General features: G+C 41.8%; 17 protein-coding genes. 9 read left to right on the forward strand and 8 right to left on the reverse strand.

Features of this window, described 5'->3' with window-relative positions; genetic code table 11:
* The first annotated feature begins 22 nt into the window (after positions 1-22).
* From cysS to AC6JA8_RS08145, 4 genes are read left to right on the forward strand one after another with little or no spacing between them, the layout of a single operon-like run.
* Entirely contained in the window at positions 23-1,486 is a 1,464-nt protein-coding gene (gene cysS / locus AC6JA8_RS08130; protein WP_497976610.1) for a cysteine--tRNA ligase, read from the forward strand.
* Positions 1,486-1,953, forward strand: a complete 468-nt coding sequence (locus AC6JA8_RS08135) for a GNAT family N-acetyltransferase (protein ID WP_497976611.1) — start codon at positions 1,486-1,488, stop codon at positions 1,951-1,953. The genes cysS and AC6JA8_RS08135 overlap by 1 nt, the downstream gene beginning before the upstream one ends.
* The gene (locus tag AC6JA8_RS08140; protein ID WP_497976612.1) at positions 1,950-2,744 is read left to right on the forward strand and encodes a nitroreductase family protein; all 795 of its coding nucleotides are present in this window, start codon (positions 1,950-1,952) and stop codon (positions 2,742-2,744) included. The genes AC6JA8_RS08135 and AC6JA8_RS08140 overlap by 4 nt, the downstream gene beginning before the upstream one ends.
* Positions 2,745-2,753: 9 nt before the next feature.
* Positions 2,754-3,563 carry a hypothetical protein gene (locus AC6JA8_RS08145; RefSeq protein WP_497976613.1) on the forward strand — a complete coding sequence of 270 codons (810 nt, stop codon included), beginning with the start codon at positions 2,754-2,756 and terminating at the stop codon, positions 3,561-3,563.
* Here the strand turns inward: AC6JA8_RS08145 and AC6JA8_RS08150 are convergent.
* Complete coding sequence (locus tag AC6JA8_RS08150; RefSeq protein WP_497976614.1) at positions 3,556-4,485, reverse strand: YeiH family protein; 930 nt, start codon at positions 4,483-4,485, stop codon at positions 3,556-3,558. The two genes, AC6JA8_RS08145 and AC6JA8_RS08150, sit on opposite strands and share 8 nt — an antisense overlap.
* Entirely contained in the window at positions 4,485-5,708 is a 1,224-nt protein-coding gene (gene lysA / locus AC6JA8_RS08155; RefSeq protein ID WP_497976615.1) for a diaminopimelate decarboxylase, read from the reverse strand. Before lysA ends, AC6JA8_RS08150 begins: the two co-directional genes overlap by 1 nt.
* Positions 5,709-5,733: 25 nt before the next feature.
* Here lysA and uvrB point away from each other — a divergent pair, with 25 nt between their 5' ends.
* The 3 genes from uvrB to AC6JA8_RS08170 are packed head-to-tail and all read left to right on the forward strand — an operon-like array spanning position 5,734 to position 9,478.
* Positions 5,734-7,764: an excinuclease ABC subunit UvrB gene (gene uvrB, locus AC6JA8_RS08160; RefSeq protein ID WP_497976616.1), complete on the forward strand. Its 2,031-nt coding sequence runs from the start codon at positions 5,734-5,736 to the stop codon at positions 7,762-7,764.
* Positions 7,765-7,805: 41 nt separating this feature from the next.
* On the forward strand, positions 7,806-8,159 hold the full coding sequence (locus tag AC6JA8_RS08165) for a hypothetical protein (RefSeq protein WP_497976617.1): 354 nt from the start codon (positions 7,806-7,808) through the stop codon (positions 8,157-8,159).
* Between the two features lie 32 nt (positions 8,160-8,191).
* A complete protein-coding gene (locus tag AC6JA8_RS08170; protein ID WP_497976618.1) occupies positions 8,192-9,478 on the forward strand; it encodes a putative Na+/H+ antiporter in 1,287 nt (428 codons plus the stop codon).
* On the opposite strand, the gene AC6JA8_RS08175 is transcribed toward AC6JA8_RS08170, so the two are convergent.
* Positions 9,466-9,999, reverse strand: a complete 534-nt coding sequence (locus AC6JA8_RS08175; RefSeq protein WP_497976619.1) for a M48 family metalloprotease — start codon at positions 9,997-9,999, stop codon at positions 9,466-9,468. The two genes, AC6JA8_RS08170 and AC6JA8_RS08175, sit on opposite strands and share 13 nt — an antisense overlap.
* 130 nt (positions 10,000-10,129) lie before the next feature.
* On the opposite strand from AC6JA8_RS08175, the gene AC6JA8_RS08180 reads away from it, so the two are divergent.
* On the forward strand, positions 10,130-10,495 hold the full coding sequence (locus tag AC6JA8_RS08180) for a hypothetical protein (protein ID WP_102243347.1): 366 nt from the start codon (positions 10,130-10,132) through the stop codon (positions 10,493-10,495).
* Positions 10,473-11,639 carry a metallophosphoesterase gene (locus tag AC6JA8_RS08185; protein ID WP_497976620.1) on the forward strand — a complete coding sequence of 389 codons (1,167 nt, stop codon included), beginning with the start codon at positions 10,473-10,475 and terminating at the stop codon, positions 11,637-11,639. The genes AC6JA8_RS08180 and AC6JA8_RS08185 overlap by 23 nt, the downstream gene beginning before the upstream one ends.
* Positions 11,640-11,645: 6 nt before the next feature.
* On the opposite strand, the gene AC6JA8_RS08190 is transcribed toward AC6JA8_RS08185, so the two are convergent.
* From AC6JA8_RS08190 to AC6JA8_RS08210, 5 genes are read right to left on the reverse strand one after another with little or no spacing between them, the layout of a single operon-like run.
* Entirely contained in the window at positions 11,646-12,155 is a 510-nt protein-coding gene (locus AC6JA8_RS08190) for a chemotaxis protein CheX (protein WP_497976621.1), read from the reverse strand.
* 13 nt (positions 12,156-12,168) lie between these two features.
* Positions 12,169-12,672 carry an Hpt domain-containing protein gene (locus AC6JA8_RS08195; RefSeq protein ID WP_497976622.1) on the reverse strand — a complete coding sequence of 168 codons (504 nt, stop codon included), beginning with the start codon at positions 12,670-12,672 and terminating at the stop codon, positions 12,169-12,171.
* A gap of 15 nt (positions 12,673-12,687) precedes the next feature.
* Positions 12,688-13,083 carry a response regulator gene (locus AC6JA8_RS08200; protein ID WP_102243351.1) on the reverse strand — a complete coding sequence of 132 codons (396 nt, stop codon included), beginning with the start codon at positions 13,081-13,083 and terminating at the stop codon, positions 12,688-12,690.
* A 27-nt stretch (positions 13,084-13,110) separates the two neighbouring features.
* Positions 13,111-14,175 carry an HD-GYP domain-containing protein gene (locus AC6JA8_RS08205; RefSeq protein ID WP_497976623.1) on the reverse strand — a complete coding sequence of 355 codons (1,065 nt, stop codon included), beginning with the start codon at positions 14,173-14,175 and terminating at the stop codon, positions 13,111-13,113.
* Between the two features lie 3 nt (positions 14,176-14,178).
* A complete protein-coding gene (locus AC6JA8_RS08210) occupies positions 14,179-16,914 on the reverse strand; it encodes a hypothetical protein (RefSeq protein WP_497976624.1) in 2,736 nt (911 codons plus the stop codon).
* Positions 16,915-17,150 lie beyond the last annotated feature (236 nt).

Raw genomic sequence — 17,150 nt, forward strand, 5'->3', positions numbered from 1 at the left:
AAGTCTAATTATTGGGAAGAAAATGGAAATTCTAGTTTTTAACAATCTCACTCGTTCTAAAGAAGTCTTTAAACCCATCGATTCAAACCAGGTTAAATTCTACAGTTGTGGACCGACAACTTATAACTTTCTTCACGTCGGAAATGCGCGTGCACTAGTTGTGGGAGACCTTTTCCATAGAACGATGAAGACTCTTGGTTACAACGTAAAATTCGTTCGTAACTACACTGACGTTGATGACAAAATTTTAGAAGCTGCTCGCCAGCGCGGGATTCACCCGAAACAACACGCAGATGAATTCATCCGCGAGTGCAATACAGATATGGAATGCCTGGGAATGCTTCCGGCAACTGTCACTCCGACAGTAAGTGAAACCATGCCAGAAATTATTCAGATGATTGAAGACCTGATTAAAAATGGCTACGCGTACACTGTTGCTAAAGATGGTGGACAGGAAGTTCTTTACAACGTTCCTAAGTTTAAAGACTACGGCAAGCTTTCAAAAGTTCAGCTTGAATCTCTTCAGCACGGGATTCGTGTTGAAACTGATGGACATAAAAAACACCCTTCTGATTTCGTTTTATGGAAACCGGCAAAACCTGAAGAAGGCTGGAGCTGGGATTCTCCATGGGGGAAAGGAAGACCGGGTTGGCACATTGAGTGTTCTGCCATGGCAAAAAAACACTTAGGAAAAACAATCGATCTTCACCACGGTGGAGTGGATTTATTATTCCCACACCACGAAAATGAAATTGCTCAATCGGAAGCAGCTAACGGATGCCCGTTCTGTAATAATTGGGCCCATAACGAATTTTTAAATTTTGGTTCAGAGAAAATGAGTAAGTCACTTGGTAACGTAGTGACGATCAGAAAATTCACTGAAACTTATTCTGGGGCCATTCTTCGTCATATTCTTTTATCTGTTCACTACAGATCAAAACTAGAGTGGACGGAAGATTCAATCGCTAGAGCAATTGGAGAAATTGAGCGCATTCATGAATTTGTTTCGCAGCTATATCTTCCTTTAACTACGAGAAGTCAGTCCATCGCTGGTTTTGATGTGGATATAAAAGAAATTCAATCCAACTTTCAGAAAATTAAGGAAGAACTTGCGAATGATTTTAATGTTCCAGGGGCAATGGGCGTATTTTTTAGTTTAATTAAAGAATTTAATAGGACTAAAAATCATCTTACTGAAGAGTATGTTTTAAAGCTTAGAGAAATTACAACGTTCATGAAAGATGCGACGGGATTGGTTCATGATAATCCACAGAACATCCTCAATGAATTAAATATTGCAAGAAAACATTTATCAGGGACTAGCAACGCTGGTGAAGCGGAAATCGAAGAACTTCTAGTTCAAAGAAAAGAAGCAAGAACGGCAAAAGACTGGACGAAGTCTGATGAAATCAGAAACCGCTTAAATGAACTTGGTGTTGTTGTAAAAGACAACCCTGATGGAACTTACACTTGGAGCTACAAGTAATGAGTGCAGTTCTCCTTGTTCCGATGAATGAAGCGGAATATGTTATCTGGAGAGCAAAAAGCGAAACAAACTACCGCGATGAGATCGTGAAAAACGGAGCGACTCTCGCGGAAGCTCAAAAAAAAGCGGATGAAGATTTTGCAAGGCTATTGCCTGAAGGTCTTAAGTCCAAAGATCAGTACATTTTTTCAATTAAAGACAATAACGATTGGGTCGGGACACTTTGGCTTGGAGTCAAAGGTGCTCCCGACAATCGTAAAGGTTACATCTACGACATCGTTTTAAATGAAGAGACCAGAGGAAAAGGCATTGGCAAAAAAGCGATGATTCTTTTAGAAGACGAAGTAAAAAAACTTGGTCTTCGTCATATCGGTCTGCATGTTTTTGGGCACAATAAAGTAGCCCGCAGTCTTTATGAATCACTTGGATATGAAATCACCAATCTTAATATGGAAAAAACTCTATGAGTGAGCAAAAAAACGTCTTTACGGAAATGGACGGAAAATTCGAAGGCAATGAAGCGTTTCAAAAAGAGGGAATGGATTATTACAACCCTTCTGAATTTAAAAAGCTTGTTCACGCCCGCCGTTCAGTAAGAAAATACACCAGCGAAAAAATCCCGGATCACATTGTTCATGAATGCCTGGATATGGCGCTTTTGGCGCCAAACTCATCAAACCTTCAGCAGTGGGAGTTCTACCGGATTACGACTCCGGCGATTAAAGAGCAGATTGCTTTTGCGTGTTTTTCTCAATCGGCCGCTAAAACGGCTTCCGAACTCATTGTCTGCGTTGCTCGCAGAGATACGTGGCGCGAGCACAGTAAACAAATGCTGGCCGAATTTAAAAAGCTTCCGGTGGAAACGCCAAAGGTCGCTCTGACTTATTATGGGAAGCTTGTTCCTTTCGTTTACACCGTAGGATGGTTTAACGTTTTAACTCCCTTTAAATGGCTTTTAAACACGACACTGGGGTTCTTTAAAGTTGTTCCTCGCGAGCCTATCAGCTCCTTTGGTTTAAAAGTTTGGGCCGCAAAATCAGTTGCCCTTGCCTGCGAAAACCTGATGCTTGCTTTTAGAGCTCACGGCTATGATACGTGTCCGATGGAAGGTTTTGATTCAAAGAGAGTGAAGTCTATTTTAGGACTTCCTTGCAAGGCCGATATTGTGATGATCATCAGTGCTGGAAAAAGAGATGAGGGCGGAGTGTACGGTCCGCGTATGAGATTTCCGCGCGAGCAATTTATTAAGACAGTTTAAGGGGCATTTATGAAATACTTATTACTTCTTTTGGTTTCTTTTAATGTTTTTGCGGCAGCACCTGAGCCGGCCTCAGATTTTTTAAGCCTGTGTAAAACGACACTGCAAAATAATCCAAAAAGCCTTCCTCTTTGTGAGACGATTCATCAGAAGTTTTTTCTTGCTAATAAAACTCAAGACATCACGCCCATTACACCGTCTCAAGTAGGCGCACCATCAGCTCCTATTGACGATAAAATCCAGTTTTTCATGTTCAATGACCCGAATTACCTTTCGGGAATTGCTTACTGTTATTTTGTCTATAGAAACTGGATTAGCCCTTCTGAAATTGGCCCGGATGCATTGGCCATGAGTGCTTCAGGTTTTTCAATCCTAAATGAAGACGTCAAAGCGTACCAGAAGTGGCTGAACACGCAAACGGCCGGGAAAAACTGTAAAGCGCGCGTAGAAAAAGAAGCTGAAGTCACAGTGGCCGATTTAGAGCTTTCTTTAAAAGGAAGAGTGGCGCTGATTGGTTTAAATCCATACGCTTCAATTCACACACCGGATGCAACTGCAGATAGTGTTATTAAAGATATGGCGCTGACGATTAATCACGAACGCATCCATGCTTACCAAGTTGCTTGTCCTGAATTTGAAAAGTGGTCGATTAAAGAGTGGGAGAAGCTTCCAAGCACAACGAAAAACGTCTATATCAAAAAATACCCAAGCTACACATGGAGTATTCCTAAGATCGCAGGACGTGAGTACATTGGTTTCTTGTATGAAGGGATGCCGGAAAAAATCTCAGAGCACGTAAAAAACTGTAAAATTAAATAATCCAGTTAAGTTTTAAGGCCATGACAGTCGTTGTGGCCACAACTACCCACAGGATGAAACCAAGAAGAAGCGGCTTAATTCCTACGCGTTTAATTGAATCCAGGTTTAAATTAATCCCAATAAAAAAGAGTGTCAGGACTAAGAGTTGTTTAGCGATGCGAGAGACCTGATGCCCAACTTCAGAAAGAGCTGGAACCCATGTCACTAAAGCAGCGACTAAAATAAACCCAAAGATAAACCATGGCATTTTGATTTTACTTTTTGATTTCATAAAAAAGGCAAAAAGAAGACTGATAGGGATGATCCACAGAGCGCGCGCAAGTTTTACAGTTGTTGCGAGCTCCAGTGCTTCAGCTCCATATTGCATAGAAGCTCCCACAACAGAGCTTGTGTCGTGGATCGCTAGAGCACTCCAGATTCCAAATTGGTGCTGAGTTAAGCCCAGGTAGTGGCCGATAGGTGGAAAAATAAAAAGAGCGCAGGCATTTAAAATAAAGACCACACCTAAAGACACTGACATGTCTTCGTGTTCCGCTTTAATAATGGGCCCAGTCGCGGCAATCGCACTTCCTCCGCAAATCGCGGTTCCCACAGTGATAAGAGTTGAAAGAACGTTTGGCGTTTTTAAGAGTTTTGAAAGACCGTAACCCACAAGAGCGGTCAGAGCGATTCCGGTAATGGTGTAGCCTACACCTTGAGCGCCGACAACGCCGACGACTTTAAGATTCATTCCCGCTCCAAGACCCACGACAGAGTATTGAAGCAGAGTAGAAGTATGTTTTTTAGTGAATTCAGGAAATGGATTTCCTAAAGTGCTGGCCAGGACAATCCCGGCCAATAGGGCAAGAGCACTTGATGAATAAGGGCTCAAGGCAAAAAGAACAAGGGCAAAAAAAACAAAACGTGCGAGATTTGTTTTCATTACACAAAGTACTCTGTCGCGATTTCTCTTTCGTTATAACTTGAGGCCATCGTCTGACCGTAAGCTCCAGCATTATCAATAACGACTAAGTCTCCAGCAGACAGGGACGGAAGTTTTCTTTTGCTTCCAAAGCAGTCTGAGGTTTCACAAATAGGTCCCACGATATCTGTCTTAATTAATTTCTTAGACGCTTGTGCAGGAAGCACTTCGTGGTAGGCTTCATAAAGAGCAGGACGAATAAGATCGTTCATTCCCGCATCGATGATCGTGAAGTGGTTTGAGTCTGAGACTTTTGTGCGCACAACGCGAGAGACGAGAACTCCCATTTTCCCAACGATGATTCTGCCTGGTTCAAAGACGACGCGCGGGCAGTGGTCAGTTTTTGAGTAGTAGTATTTTTCCAGGGCGTCTGCCACTGTTTTCATATAAGTGTCGATTGACGTGAGTTTTGTTTTCTCTTCGGCCGTGTAGTCGATTCCAAGTCCACCACCTAAATCTAAGAACTCAAGGGCCACATCAATACTTAGGGCAAGCTTTGAAATCTCTTCAATCGCTTTTACCGTCGCTTTCATTTCTGTGAGCTGGCTGCCAATATGGATACTTAGTCCCACTAGTGTTGTGTTCGTCCAGAACTCTCTTGCTTCAAGGGCTTCAACAATGTCAGCTTTTAGTAGACCAAATTTGTGAGTCTTATTTCCTGTTGAAATGTGTTTGTGAGTTTTTGCACTTACTTGCGGGTTAAGCCTGAAAGCTACGCGAGCAATGCGTTTTTCCTTTTTAGCAATCTCATTGATGAGCTGTAGCTCTTCAATTGATTCAACGTTAAAAGAGTAGATCCCTTTTTTCCCGCATTTAAGCGCAAATCTGATTTCTTCAGCAGTTTTAGCAACACCAGAGAAAACGATTTTTTGTGGATCGATTCCGGCCTTAAGTGCTTTTTTAAGCTCTCCGACTGAAACGACATCTGCACCGCTTCCCATTTTCTTTAACTGGGCCAGGACGTCTTTATTTGAATTGGCCTTTAATGCATAACAAACCAATGGTGATGGTAGGTTATTTTTAATGGCCGCTTTGCTAAAGTGCTCATAATAATGGCGCAGAGTTTTTTTACTATATAAATAAAAAGGCGTGCGCTTTTTTGCAGCAATGGTGTCTAGGCGTTTTCCATCAAAATAGAGGTTATTATTTTTGTACTCTAGCGGACTTGGTAGTATATTTTTCATAAGAGTATTATAGAAGAAAACATCAATGAAGAAAGAAAATAATAAGGCCAAAAGCAAAGAAAGTAGTTCCATTTTTAAGCTCGTCACTCCATGGCCGGCAGGTGGAGATCAGCCTAAAGCAATCAAAGAGTTGGTGGAAGGCTTTAATGAAGGTAAAACCAAACAAACACTTTTAGGTGTCACTGGTTCCGGTAAGACCTTTACAATGGCCAATGTCATCCAGGCCTTAGGAAAAAAGACTTTAGTTCTGGCCCATAACAAAACGCTGGCAGCGCAGTTGTACGCAGAATTCAAAGAGTTCTTTCCTCACAATGCTGTTGAATACTTTGTTTCTTACTATGATTACTATCAACCGGAAGCTTATGTTGCGGGGACAGACACCTATATTGAAAAAGACTCCGCCGTTAACGATGAAATTGAAAAGCTTCGCCACTCGGCCACGAGAAGTTTAATTGAAAGGCAAGACGTTATCGTCGTCGCTTCGGTTTCGTGCATTTACGGTATCGGTTCTAAAGAAGAGTACTCGGCGATGAAGGCCCAGGTTTCTGTCGGCGAAGTTCTAGACCGCGACGACTTTTTAAAAACGCTGGTTTCTATCCAATATGAAAGAAATGATATTGATTTCTCGCGCGGCTGTTTCCGTGTTCGCGGAGATGTGGTGGAAGTTTTCCCGGCCCACGAAGAAAGCAATGTGGTTCGTGTAGAGTTTTTTGGTGATGAAGTTGAAACCATTGCCATGGTAGATCCACTTCGTGGAAAAGTGATTGAGTCCTTAAAAGGGGTCACAATCTTTCCAAAGTCTCACTACGTTGTTAGTGAGGCAAAAATGAAGGATGCTCTGGCCCATATCAAAGAGGAGCTGCGCGAGCGCATTCAAGAGTTTACCGCTCAGGAAAAATTATTAGAGCGCCAAAGAATTGAGCAGAGAACTCTTTATGACATCGAGATGATGGAAGAGCTGGGCTTTTGTTCGGGAATTGAAAACTACTCGCGCCACTTAACTGGAGCAAAAGCAGGAGATCCACCTCCAACGCTTATTGATTACTTCGATAAAGATTTTTTAATGATCATTGATGAGTCCCACATTTCTGTCTCACAGGTTGGTGGGATGTATAGAGGGGACCGCGCCAGAAAAGAAAACCTGGTGAACTACGGCTTTCGCTTGCCATCGGCTTTGGATAACCGCCCTTTAAAGTTTAATGAATTTGAAAGCAGGCAAGACCTGGTTCTTTATGTATCGGCAACTCCGGCCGATTATGAATTAGAAAAAACAAACGGTGAATATGTCGAGCAGATCATTAGACCCACAGGTTTACTAGATCCTGTTATCGAGGTCAGAGGTGCGGAAACTCAAGTTGACGACCTTCTTCAAGAAGTGCGTGCGACGATTGCTAAAGGTAACCGTGTTCTCATTACAACTCTGACAAAAAAATTAGCTGAAGAGTTAACAAAATTTTACACTTCAAGTGGAATTAAAGTTCGTTACCTGCACTCAGATATCGACACACTTGAGCGCATGGAAATTATCCGCGACTTGCGCTTGGGCGAATTTGATGTTCTTGTTGGGATCAACCTTTTAAGAGAGGGTCTGGATATTCCGGAAGTCTCTCTTGTTGGTATTCTCGATGCGGACAAAGAAGGATTTTTAAGATCGGAGCGATCGCTGATTCAAACAATAGGTCGTGCGGCCAGAAACGCAGAAGGAAGAGTTATTCTTTACGCTTATAAGACCACAAAAAGTATGAATGTGGCGATCACTGAAACACAAAGAAGAAGAAAGATTCAGGAAGAGTACAATTTAAAGAATGGCATCACTCCTAAGACGATTAAGAAAAGTGTCAGCGGTGGAGTCATTGAAACGCTACGCGGGACAAAAGGATCGAAAGGACCGAAGAAAAAACAGACGGTGGAGCTTCTTACACCTGAGTCGATTGATAAGCGAATTGAGGAGCTTAAAAAGCTCATGAAAGAGGCCTCTCGCGACCTGCGTTTTGAGGATGCAGCTAAGATCCGCGACGAGATAAAATCCATCACTGATTTGAGGATTTTAGTCTAGTTTTTCTCCCAAAATAGGGCTTTTTGTGCTATCATTCTCAGGTGACAGTTAATCGTAATTCTTACTTTTTTTCTGCCGTCCTGAGAATCTTCTTAGCTCTTTTTATTCTTCAGGCGCCTCAACTTCAGGCAGAACTTTTACCAGCATCACCGGTAATGAAACGCTCCCAAGAGAGTGTGGTGCCTTTTATATTTGGACAACACCATACCTCAGAGTCTAAAAAGCGCGTCGTTCTCGATAGCGCACTGTTTTTCCCACCTGATTTTTCTTATTCACTTGTTTTCGGGCCGATTGTGCGCCTGGAAATTCCTCTGATCGTTCACTATAAAAAATGCTTCACTAAAAGAATCAAAGCGCGTTCCCCGCCGGAATTAATTAATACATTTTTTGTTTAAAACTGATAATGTTTAGTTAGTGAGGATGTCCTATGGAAATGACCGCTATTGGTATAATTGCCACGATATGTTTTGCCTGTGCCCTGATTCAGTCCCTGCGTGCAGGGAAGATTCTGGCCCTTTCAGATTATTATAAAACGACGCGACCTTCATGGTCTCGTTTTCTGCACTTTGCGGGAGAGCCTGAAATTGTCTTCGGGATCTGGGCCGCGATTTTCTTATTTGCCCTCATGGTGATGGATGGCTTTTCGGCCGGACTTCACTGGATGGATGAACTCAATTTTTCTGAAGTTGCTTTTGTTTTCGTTATTATGATTCTTGCCTCATCAAAACCAGTGACGGATTTTGCAGAGATGATCATTAGTGGAATTTCGCGCGCACTTCCACTGCCTGCGGGAATGAGAATCTTTGCGACGATTTTATTTATCGGGCCTCTCTTAGGGTCATTGATCACTGAACCGGCAGCGATGACAATTTCAGCTCTCTTATTAAAGCGCTCAGTGTTTAAGCCTCTTTCTGGAAGAATCACTGGAAGATTATTTTATTCAACTCTCGCTGTCTTGTTCGTCAATATTTCAATTGGTGGAACCCTGACTCACTTTGCAGCTCCTCCAGTTCTAATGGTGGCCCGTGTGTGGAATTGGGACACTCCTTACATGTTTATGAATTTTGGATGGAAGGCCGTTGTGGCAGCGGCGATTAATACAGCGATTGTCACGATGATGAATAAAGAAATTTTAACATCTATTAAAAAAGTTTCAGGTGTCGCGCACGCTCCGGCCAAAAGAGCTCCGGCCTGGATCATTGTAGTACATTTAATTTTTATCACTCTATGTGTGATGTCAGTTCACCACCCGGCCTTTGTTTTAGGGCTTTTTATTTTCTTTCTTGGATTTTATGGCATCACGAAAGAAGAGCAGTCAGAAGTTCGCATTGAAGAAAGTATGCTGGTAGGGTTTTTCCTCGGAGGATTAGTTATCCTTACAGCAAAACAAGGCTGGTGGTTAAAACCTATTTTAAGTTCTATTGAAAACCTGCAGCTCTTTTTAGGAACGATGGCCTTGGCACCTGTTACGGATAACGCTGCCATCACATCACTGGCCTCTCAGGTAGCGAATTTAAGTGATTCATCTAAATACCTAGTTGTGGCTGCCGCTGTTGCCGGTGGGGGAATGACGATTATTGCAAACGCGCCTAACCCTGCTGGATTTGCACTTCTTCGCGCGTATTGCCCGGGAAAAAGTTTTAAACCGCTTGGACTTTTTAAAGCGGCTTTGATTCCAACATTTATTGCGGGATTAGTTTTTTATCTGCTTTGATTTTTTTGCGTAATAAGCTTAGAAGTCAGTTTGGAAATTCTCACTCGGCAGTCAACACTGCTTGCGTGGTCGAGGAGGATTTCCTGCAGTTCTTCACCAAAGCCTAATTCAAAGGCAAAATCATCGGCCTCAATCTGCGCCTGAAGAGTTTCCACTTTATTTTCTGTGTGCTGATAATAAATATGTCCCAACTCATGAGCGAGAATCGCCACTCCATGCATTGAGCTTGCAGATCTTAAAATCTGCATCAGCTCCGGGAAAACTAAAATCAGGTGATGGTTTTGCGTTCTACCGATAGCGCAGCTTAAATGGGCCTGGCAGGGGATAAAGTAAGTCGGGTGTTTTTCAAAAAAGGCCAGGTGCTTATCCGAGAGGGCATTCACTAAAATGGCCATGCCTCGTCTGATCATGCGGTCTTCGGCAATCCAGCGGTGGTTGCCGTCTGTTAAAAGGGCCTTAAAAAAGCTCTCTCTTCTGGTTTTTAGGTCTACAGGTTTTGATTTTTTGAAGAAGTCCAACATATGGGTCTTATCGGAGAGTTTTCCATTCTAGTTAAAAAAAGAAAACAAAGTAGAGTGAAATGCTCCGGTAGTCTTTTTCCCTCACTGGAGAAGTGCTGGAGATTTGCTAAAATATTGATATGAGGTTTTCATGTTAAAAGGTATCCTGGCCTTATTTTTATGTCTGCAAGTTCACAGTGCTCTGGCCATTGAGTCGCTGGATGGTTTTTTAGTGAGCGCCTATGATGATCGTTTTAGAGTGATCTCACCAGAGAAATTTAAAAATTCTATGGAAGTGATTATTGAAAATAAAACACTGGTTCGTTTGATTGGAAAACTCACTATTAACAAGCAAACCAATGCAAGTATGGTGTCGATTGATCCGGAGAAATACCAAAGAGCAGTGGTGAAATTAAAAAAAGGGGACATTCTGCATTTTGTTCCTCTCTCTCCTGCGTTTCAAGAAGTAGAATTAATTGTTGGAAACAAGACATATGAAATTCCTCCAAAAAAATAATATTAAAAAAACTATTCTGGTGATTTCAGACTTGCACCTGGGTGCAGGACTCATCGTCAATAAAAGAAAAAATTTTCTTGAAGATTTTCATTACGATAAAGAGCTCATTGAGTTTATCGAATACCATGGAAGCATGCACTATCAGGAGCGCGAAGTTGAATTAATTATCAACGGAGACTTCCTCGATCTTCTAGCAGTTCCTTTTGTCCCTTATTTTGACGACGAGTTCTGGAGTGAGCAAGCGGCCCTGGATAAATTAAAAATGATCATCAGCGCCCACCCGGGTGTTTTTGATGCTTTAAGAAATTTCCTGACCTTTCCTAATAACCGCTTGGTTTACATTTTGGGCAATCATGATGCTGAACTTATTTTTGAGTCGCTAAGAGAATACTTAGTTGACCAGTTTCCAAAAGAAGACCAAAGCAAATTTAAAATCTTACTCAATGCAGATGAAGTCTATATTCCTGAAGAGGGAGTGGTTTTAAAGCATGGACATGAGTATGAACTGGCCCATCATTACGATGTTAAAAATAACATTGTCGCTGATGTGGAAGGAAAGAAGTATTTTATCCCACCTTGGGGTTCATATTACGTAACGAGAGTTATTAATAAGTTTAAAGAGGGTAGAGACTATATCAATGCCGTCCGCCCGATCAATAAGTTTATGATCAACGGAATCATTTACGATTCGCTCTATACTCTGCGCTTTGCTTTTGCCAATATCTTCTATTTTCTCATGGTAAGATTCGTAATGATCTTTAAACAGAACAAAGGAATTTTTGAAGTTCTGGAGCACGTTAAAAAAGAGATTATCCTGTTTCAAAACTATGAGGCCTTAACTGAGGATTACGTCACTACTAATTCAGACGTTCATGCCCTGATCGTAGGACACACCCACGACCCGATTTTCAGGGAATACGACGATGGCTCTATTTTTATCAACACTGGTACATGGACAAAAATGTACAACCTGGATTTCGGGAAAAACTTCTACGGAGCAAGGCTGACGTTTGCCAGAGTCGATGTGAAAGAAAAAGAAGAAGCGGAAGAAGGAAAGGTTATTGAGCGCTTTGATCACCTGGACATCAGCCTCAATGAATGGAGAGGTAAAAGTGACCTTCCATTCAAAGAGTTCCGATTTTAATGAGAGTTAAGATTCAGTAGCGTAACAAAGTTCCATGTACAGAGGACCGTGGTTTGATTCAAAAGGAATCAAAACAACAGTCGTTCCCGATGGATACTTAATCGAGTGACCTTTACCTTCGATCATTGAAGGAATGGCCATATTTGAAGTGTAGCCCAGAGTTTTTAGGTCTCTCTTGGCGTTCCCCATAATCATGTTAACAATCTCACCGCCCAGGTCATGAATATCCGGGTGGTATGATGTATAAGTTTCACCCAGCATGGCGCTGCCGACCTTAAAATAGGTTTCGTAAGGAAATGAGAGTACCAGCATTGCCTTGTACGGAGTCGATTTCCCGCCCTTATCAAGGTCGCCGGAAAGACCAATCACCGCAGTGACATCGCCGCGTGATTCATTGTCTGATTTTATCGTTGGTTTTTTAGCCTCAAGAGTGCAGTGAACCATCGTTGAAAAGATGTTTTTGCAAGCATCAACAAATGGGCGAGAGAAGTCAATAAAGTTAGAATCGCCTGTCATATAGAGTCTCCAATTATAGTCCTAAACTTTTCATTAATTCATCAATAGAGCCTTGAGAAAGATTGCTCTTCTTATCAATGGCGACCGACGATCTCTCGATGTCTTTAAACTTGGCCGACAGCCAGGTTAAACGAGTGACGAAGGCCTTAGTGTTAAGATTGGCCATTGAACTGTCGTTGCCGATTTTCAAGGCTGTGATCATCTTTCTTAGAAGGTGAACAGTGTCGAATAAAACGGCCACAACGACTTCAATTAATGGGATATCGGTAATCTGTGAAGACTTGTAACCGATCGTTTTTCCCAGCTCGCAAAAAGTCGCAATCTCTGAGGCGCCGATAGATTTCGCCGCTCCCATGATCCTATCGATGATCTGTCCGAACTGCTCGAGTTGGCCGGTCTTTGAAGGGTTTTCCTCCAATATCTCCAATGCCTGCTCAAGCTGATCAAAGAGATCTTCGGCCTCTTTGCAAAAATCGATAATGATTTCCTTCATTGAAGGATCGTTTAACATCGACATATATTACTTCTTTTTTTATTTAAAAATTTTATCAATTTTTTCTTTAAGAACTTGAGCAGAGAAAGGCTTAACAATGAAGTTACTTACCCCGGCCTTAACCGCGATAACGACGTTTCCTTGTTCTGCTTCCGCTGTAATCATCAGGAAAGGAAGTTTTTCAAGACCTGGAGTCGCTCTTACTTTTTTAAGTAGGTCTAGTCCCGACATCTGAGGCATGTTCCAGTCTGAAACGATGAATTCGTAAGGAGCTCCTTCTTTAATGGCATTTTCCATCATTGGCCACGCAGTGGCACCGTCGTCTGCTTCAGTAATATTGGTAAAACCAATTTGCCCGAGCATGTTCTTGATAATCTTTCTCATCGTTGACATGTCGTCGACAACTAGAATTTTAATGTCCGCTTTTAAAGCCATTTTCGATACTCCTCAAAATAAAAAAACTTACGCAGCTTTTTTTAACTCTGTATGATCTTCTTTTGTTTCAATTTTATCGGTATTAATTAGTGTAATTATAGACTGAAAAACCTTTTCCCCAAAATCAAATTCTAATCCTTGCATATAAGATTTTGACTTCATCGCAATGAGGATGGCCTTCATTGATTGTTTTCCACCGGTAATTCTTCCGCTTGAGTACTCAAACAAATGCGACACTGCACCCACAATTTGTGAGAGCATTTCAATTTGTTCACCATACTTCATTGAAGGATATCCGCCTCCGGCCGCTCTTTCGTGGTGATCGAGAATGATTTTTTTACATCTCTCACTTAAATCGATCTGGCTTTTCTTAATAAGATGGTGGCCTAAAATAGTATGCTTTTGAAAAAGTGTTCTTTCTTTCTCTGGAAGATTTAAGTACGGAGTTCTCGCAATCGTCAGAGGCGTTTGGGTTAATCCGATATGGGCGAAGTAAGCTCCGCAGATGATATCTGCTAAAGCGTCCTGATCAACGATGTTGCAGTTTTTTGCCAGGAGGTAAGAGACAGCAACAATGCGGTTAGTGAAGTTGTCTTTTTCCAGGTGGGTCTTGGCCAGATGAACAGCTAGAGACACAGTAGGAGACATGGTCACACTAAAAGTGAGAATTTCCATGCGGGCATTTTCAATAATCGCTTCGAAGTTATCTGTCTGGCAAGCAAGCTCAAATTCGGTCTGTAGAGAAAAAGCTCCGCGCTTTTCTTCATACATCTCTTTGAGTTTGATATTCATTATGCGCTCTTTTTCCAGCGGATGAAGCTCTCTTTCTTTTAAAGAAGGAATTTCAGACGCGTTGGTTTCCTGTGCAGTTAAAAAAGTTTTTCTTTGGTTTTTTAGAATCGCCAGTTTTCCACCGCGCTCTAAAATATAATCCAGGAAATCGTTGTGCTCTTTTGTCAGCGGACGGTTTCCGTTTAAGAACATCGAAAATTTTTTGTGAGCAGGATTAAAGATATAAAGCTGGAAAGGAAAAGTTTTCTTATCCTTTAAATGCTCTTTATCAATAATAAAAAAATCGTATTCGGTTTTCATTTTTTATCCTGCCTTTTTCTTCCCGAATAATCCGGAGAAGAAACTCAGCACATTTTTCTTTTCTTCTATCTTAGGCGCTTCTTCTTCCTTAGTTGGATCCACTGCACGCACAGGTTGAACCTGGTAGCGCTGAATCGTATCTAAGAAGAGAGTACGGGCCATTTCTAAAACTACTAAAACGGCATTTGCTGTTTTAGGGTCAACTCCCTCAGGGAAAAAGACCACGGCCAGTCCCATGCGGTCGAGTCCATCAAAATAAGGGAAGGCCAGTTCCACGTATTTTGTCTTCAGTTCATTTTCGGCCCAGGTTGGAAGTTCTACATCTTCCCAGACTTCATTGTTCTGAATGATCTCCGGGCATCTCCAGGTATTCATCGATTTTTCCTGGAAGTGCTCAAAAAGGGCGGTGTCTTTTTTCTTCTCAAGCCACCATTCTTTTTTGTCCGCGGGCATCTTATCGCCAGATACTTCTAAAAACGTGTTATAAGATTCACTAAATTTTTTGTCTGAAAGTTTGTAAGTATAGAAAACAGGGTAGGCATGGTAGTTTTCCAGAAGTTCCATGGCCAGCATCGCAAAAATCTGTTTAGCTTTCGTGTCTTTTTGATAAATGCTATTAATGATAGAGATAGAGAAGTCTAAACTTTTTGGGTCGATTTCAACGACTTTAAAAGAACCTTCATCATCATCATTTTTAAGTTTATTCTCACCACTTGACCTGATAGCGCCGCTATCAGCGACGTTTTCTCCCATCGCGATCATATCGAACTCTTCTTTAAGCTTTCTATAATCGATGGTCATTTCACCCAGGTCGTTATTTTCTTTTGCCTGAGTTGCATTGTCGCCTTTTTTCCCTTTGCCAGGAATAAGGTCCAAAGTGGTATTCTTATCTGTCAGGTTGTCCCAGTTTTGGTCTTTTTTCTTATTGGCCTCGCCACTTCTATAGAAGGTGTCGATTTTATCTACCTGACCCGTGTGGGTCTGATTTTTTGATTTTTCCAGGTCGAGATTTGTATTCTCTCTGGCCTGGCCTTTTTTCTCTTCTTCGCGTTTGGCTTCCGCCTCACGGCGCTCGCGAATACTTTCTAGCTTTTCAATGGGAGAGAGGCGAGAGCGCTCTTTTTCTTCTTCTATTGGAAGATCGCTTTTTTCTCTTTCTTTGCCTTCTAAAAGAGGAGCAAGCTTCGAGGCCTTTTGAACCATCTCCAGCTCTTCTTCAACTTCTTTAGCTTTGGCAGCTTCTTTTTCTTTTTTATTTTTATCAAGATCAAGAGAGGTTTGCTCTTCTTTGTCTTTTTCTTCATTTTCTTTTTCTGATCTTTTCTTGGCAAAGAGATCCAGTGACTCTTCCTCTTCAGGAGGGGCCAGGTCATCTCCACTTGATTTGCCTTCCATGCGTGTGCGGATTTTTTCCACAGTGCTGGCGTCTCCAATCATGTTGCCGTCAATTTTATCGACTTCACCTTCATGAGGATCGTTATCATTTGCTTCTTCGTCGTTTTTGCGATTGTCTCTTTTTGAATCGCCCGCTTCCAGCTCAAGATTTACCTGAGGTTCTTTTTCGCCTTTTTCAGAGTTGTCGTAAACCTGTTCTTGAGTCGCGGTGATTTCTGGTTCCTCTTCTTCCTCAATCTGAGAGATTTTCCCTTTCAGGTAACCGCCGAGGTCTTCTACCGCATTGTCTTCGCGTTCTTTTTCTTTGGCCTCAGGTTCAATATTTTTTCTCTTGTCGCGGTTAAAGAGAGGGATGGTTTCTTCTTCAATATTTTCGCGTAGGTCTTTTTTCTTTTTGCTCTCGATCAGGTCGAGTTCAACCAGTTGAACCTTATCTTTTTTGATTTCCTCTTCTTCTGGTCGATCGAAACGTTTTTGCTTCATTGAGCCTTCGTCGATAACGTCAGCGTAAGAGCTCTTGCGTTTCTTCTCTTCTTCCTCTTCAGGTAGAGCTACAGAAGATTTAGTTTTTTCTTCCTCTTCCTCAACGGGAAGAGTGTCGTTCTTTTTTTGTTTCCCACGGTAGTACATATCGATACTGGTCTGTTCAGACTCAGCGGCCATATTTCCTGCATCATCTTCACTGCCAGTCGCAATATCTTTTTTGCGGTTTGATTTCCAGTGAGTGTCGAGGTTTTCTTCCTGTGGTTTTATTTTTCCTTTCAACGGATTGCTATAATCAAAAGCATTGTCATCTTGAACATCGCTCTTTTTCTTTTTCCCCATGTCCATGTCGATAACATTTTCTTCGACTTCAGCTCTTTCTTTGCCTTCTTTCTCCTGAAGCTCTTCCTGCGGTCTAGCCGCTACGTCCAGCGACTTAACCAGCTTGTCGCCTTCTTCTTGAGGTTTTGTTGTTTTAATCGAGCGCAAAAGGAGTTTTACTTTGTACAAGAATGTCTTTGGGGGAGAGCTCTCCAGAATACTTTCCGTCAGACCAATCTTTGCAAGCTTTACCATGGTCTTGGCCGGAATTTCCTTAGGTGTAAAGAGAATCGTCTTACAATGGTTTTTTGCCAGAGTGAAGCGGTTATCTTGAAGGAAAGTTGCACATTTTTTAGCGTTGGAAGCAAGAATCAAACACTGGCCAGTAGTCGCAATAAATTGCGAGAGTTCTTTGAGATCGTCAATGAGTGTGATCTCGATATTTTCGTCAGTAGAAATACCCTCAAGAACCTCGTTAAGTTTCTTTAAGGCCTCTGACATTGGTGGAATAATTACAAGCTGCTTTTTATTGGCTTCCATACCTGAACTTTTCGTCTTTTTGCTATAAAGAGATAAGTAAATTCTGGCCTAATTTTGCATATTAAGTAGGGCGTATACCTGACTAAAATCCACCAGTGAAAAAAGTAAAATATTTTTGAAAAAGGGCTAAAGCTTCCGGAAGGCTAACCGAAATGTTCATCAATCAAAGGCTGAGTCATGGTGACGACGCTTGAATACCACATTCAGTTGAACAGTATGTTCGTTGAAGTACAGGC

This window comes from Bacteriovorax sp. HI3, from assembly GCF_059738875.1.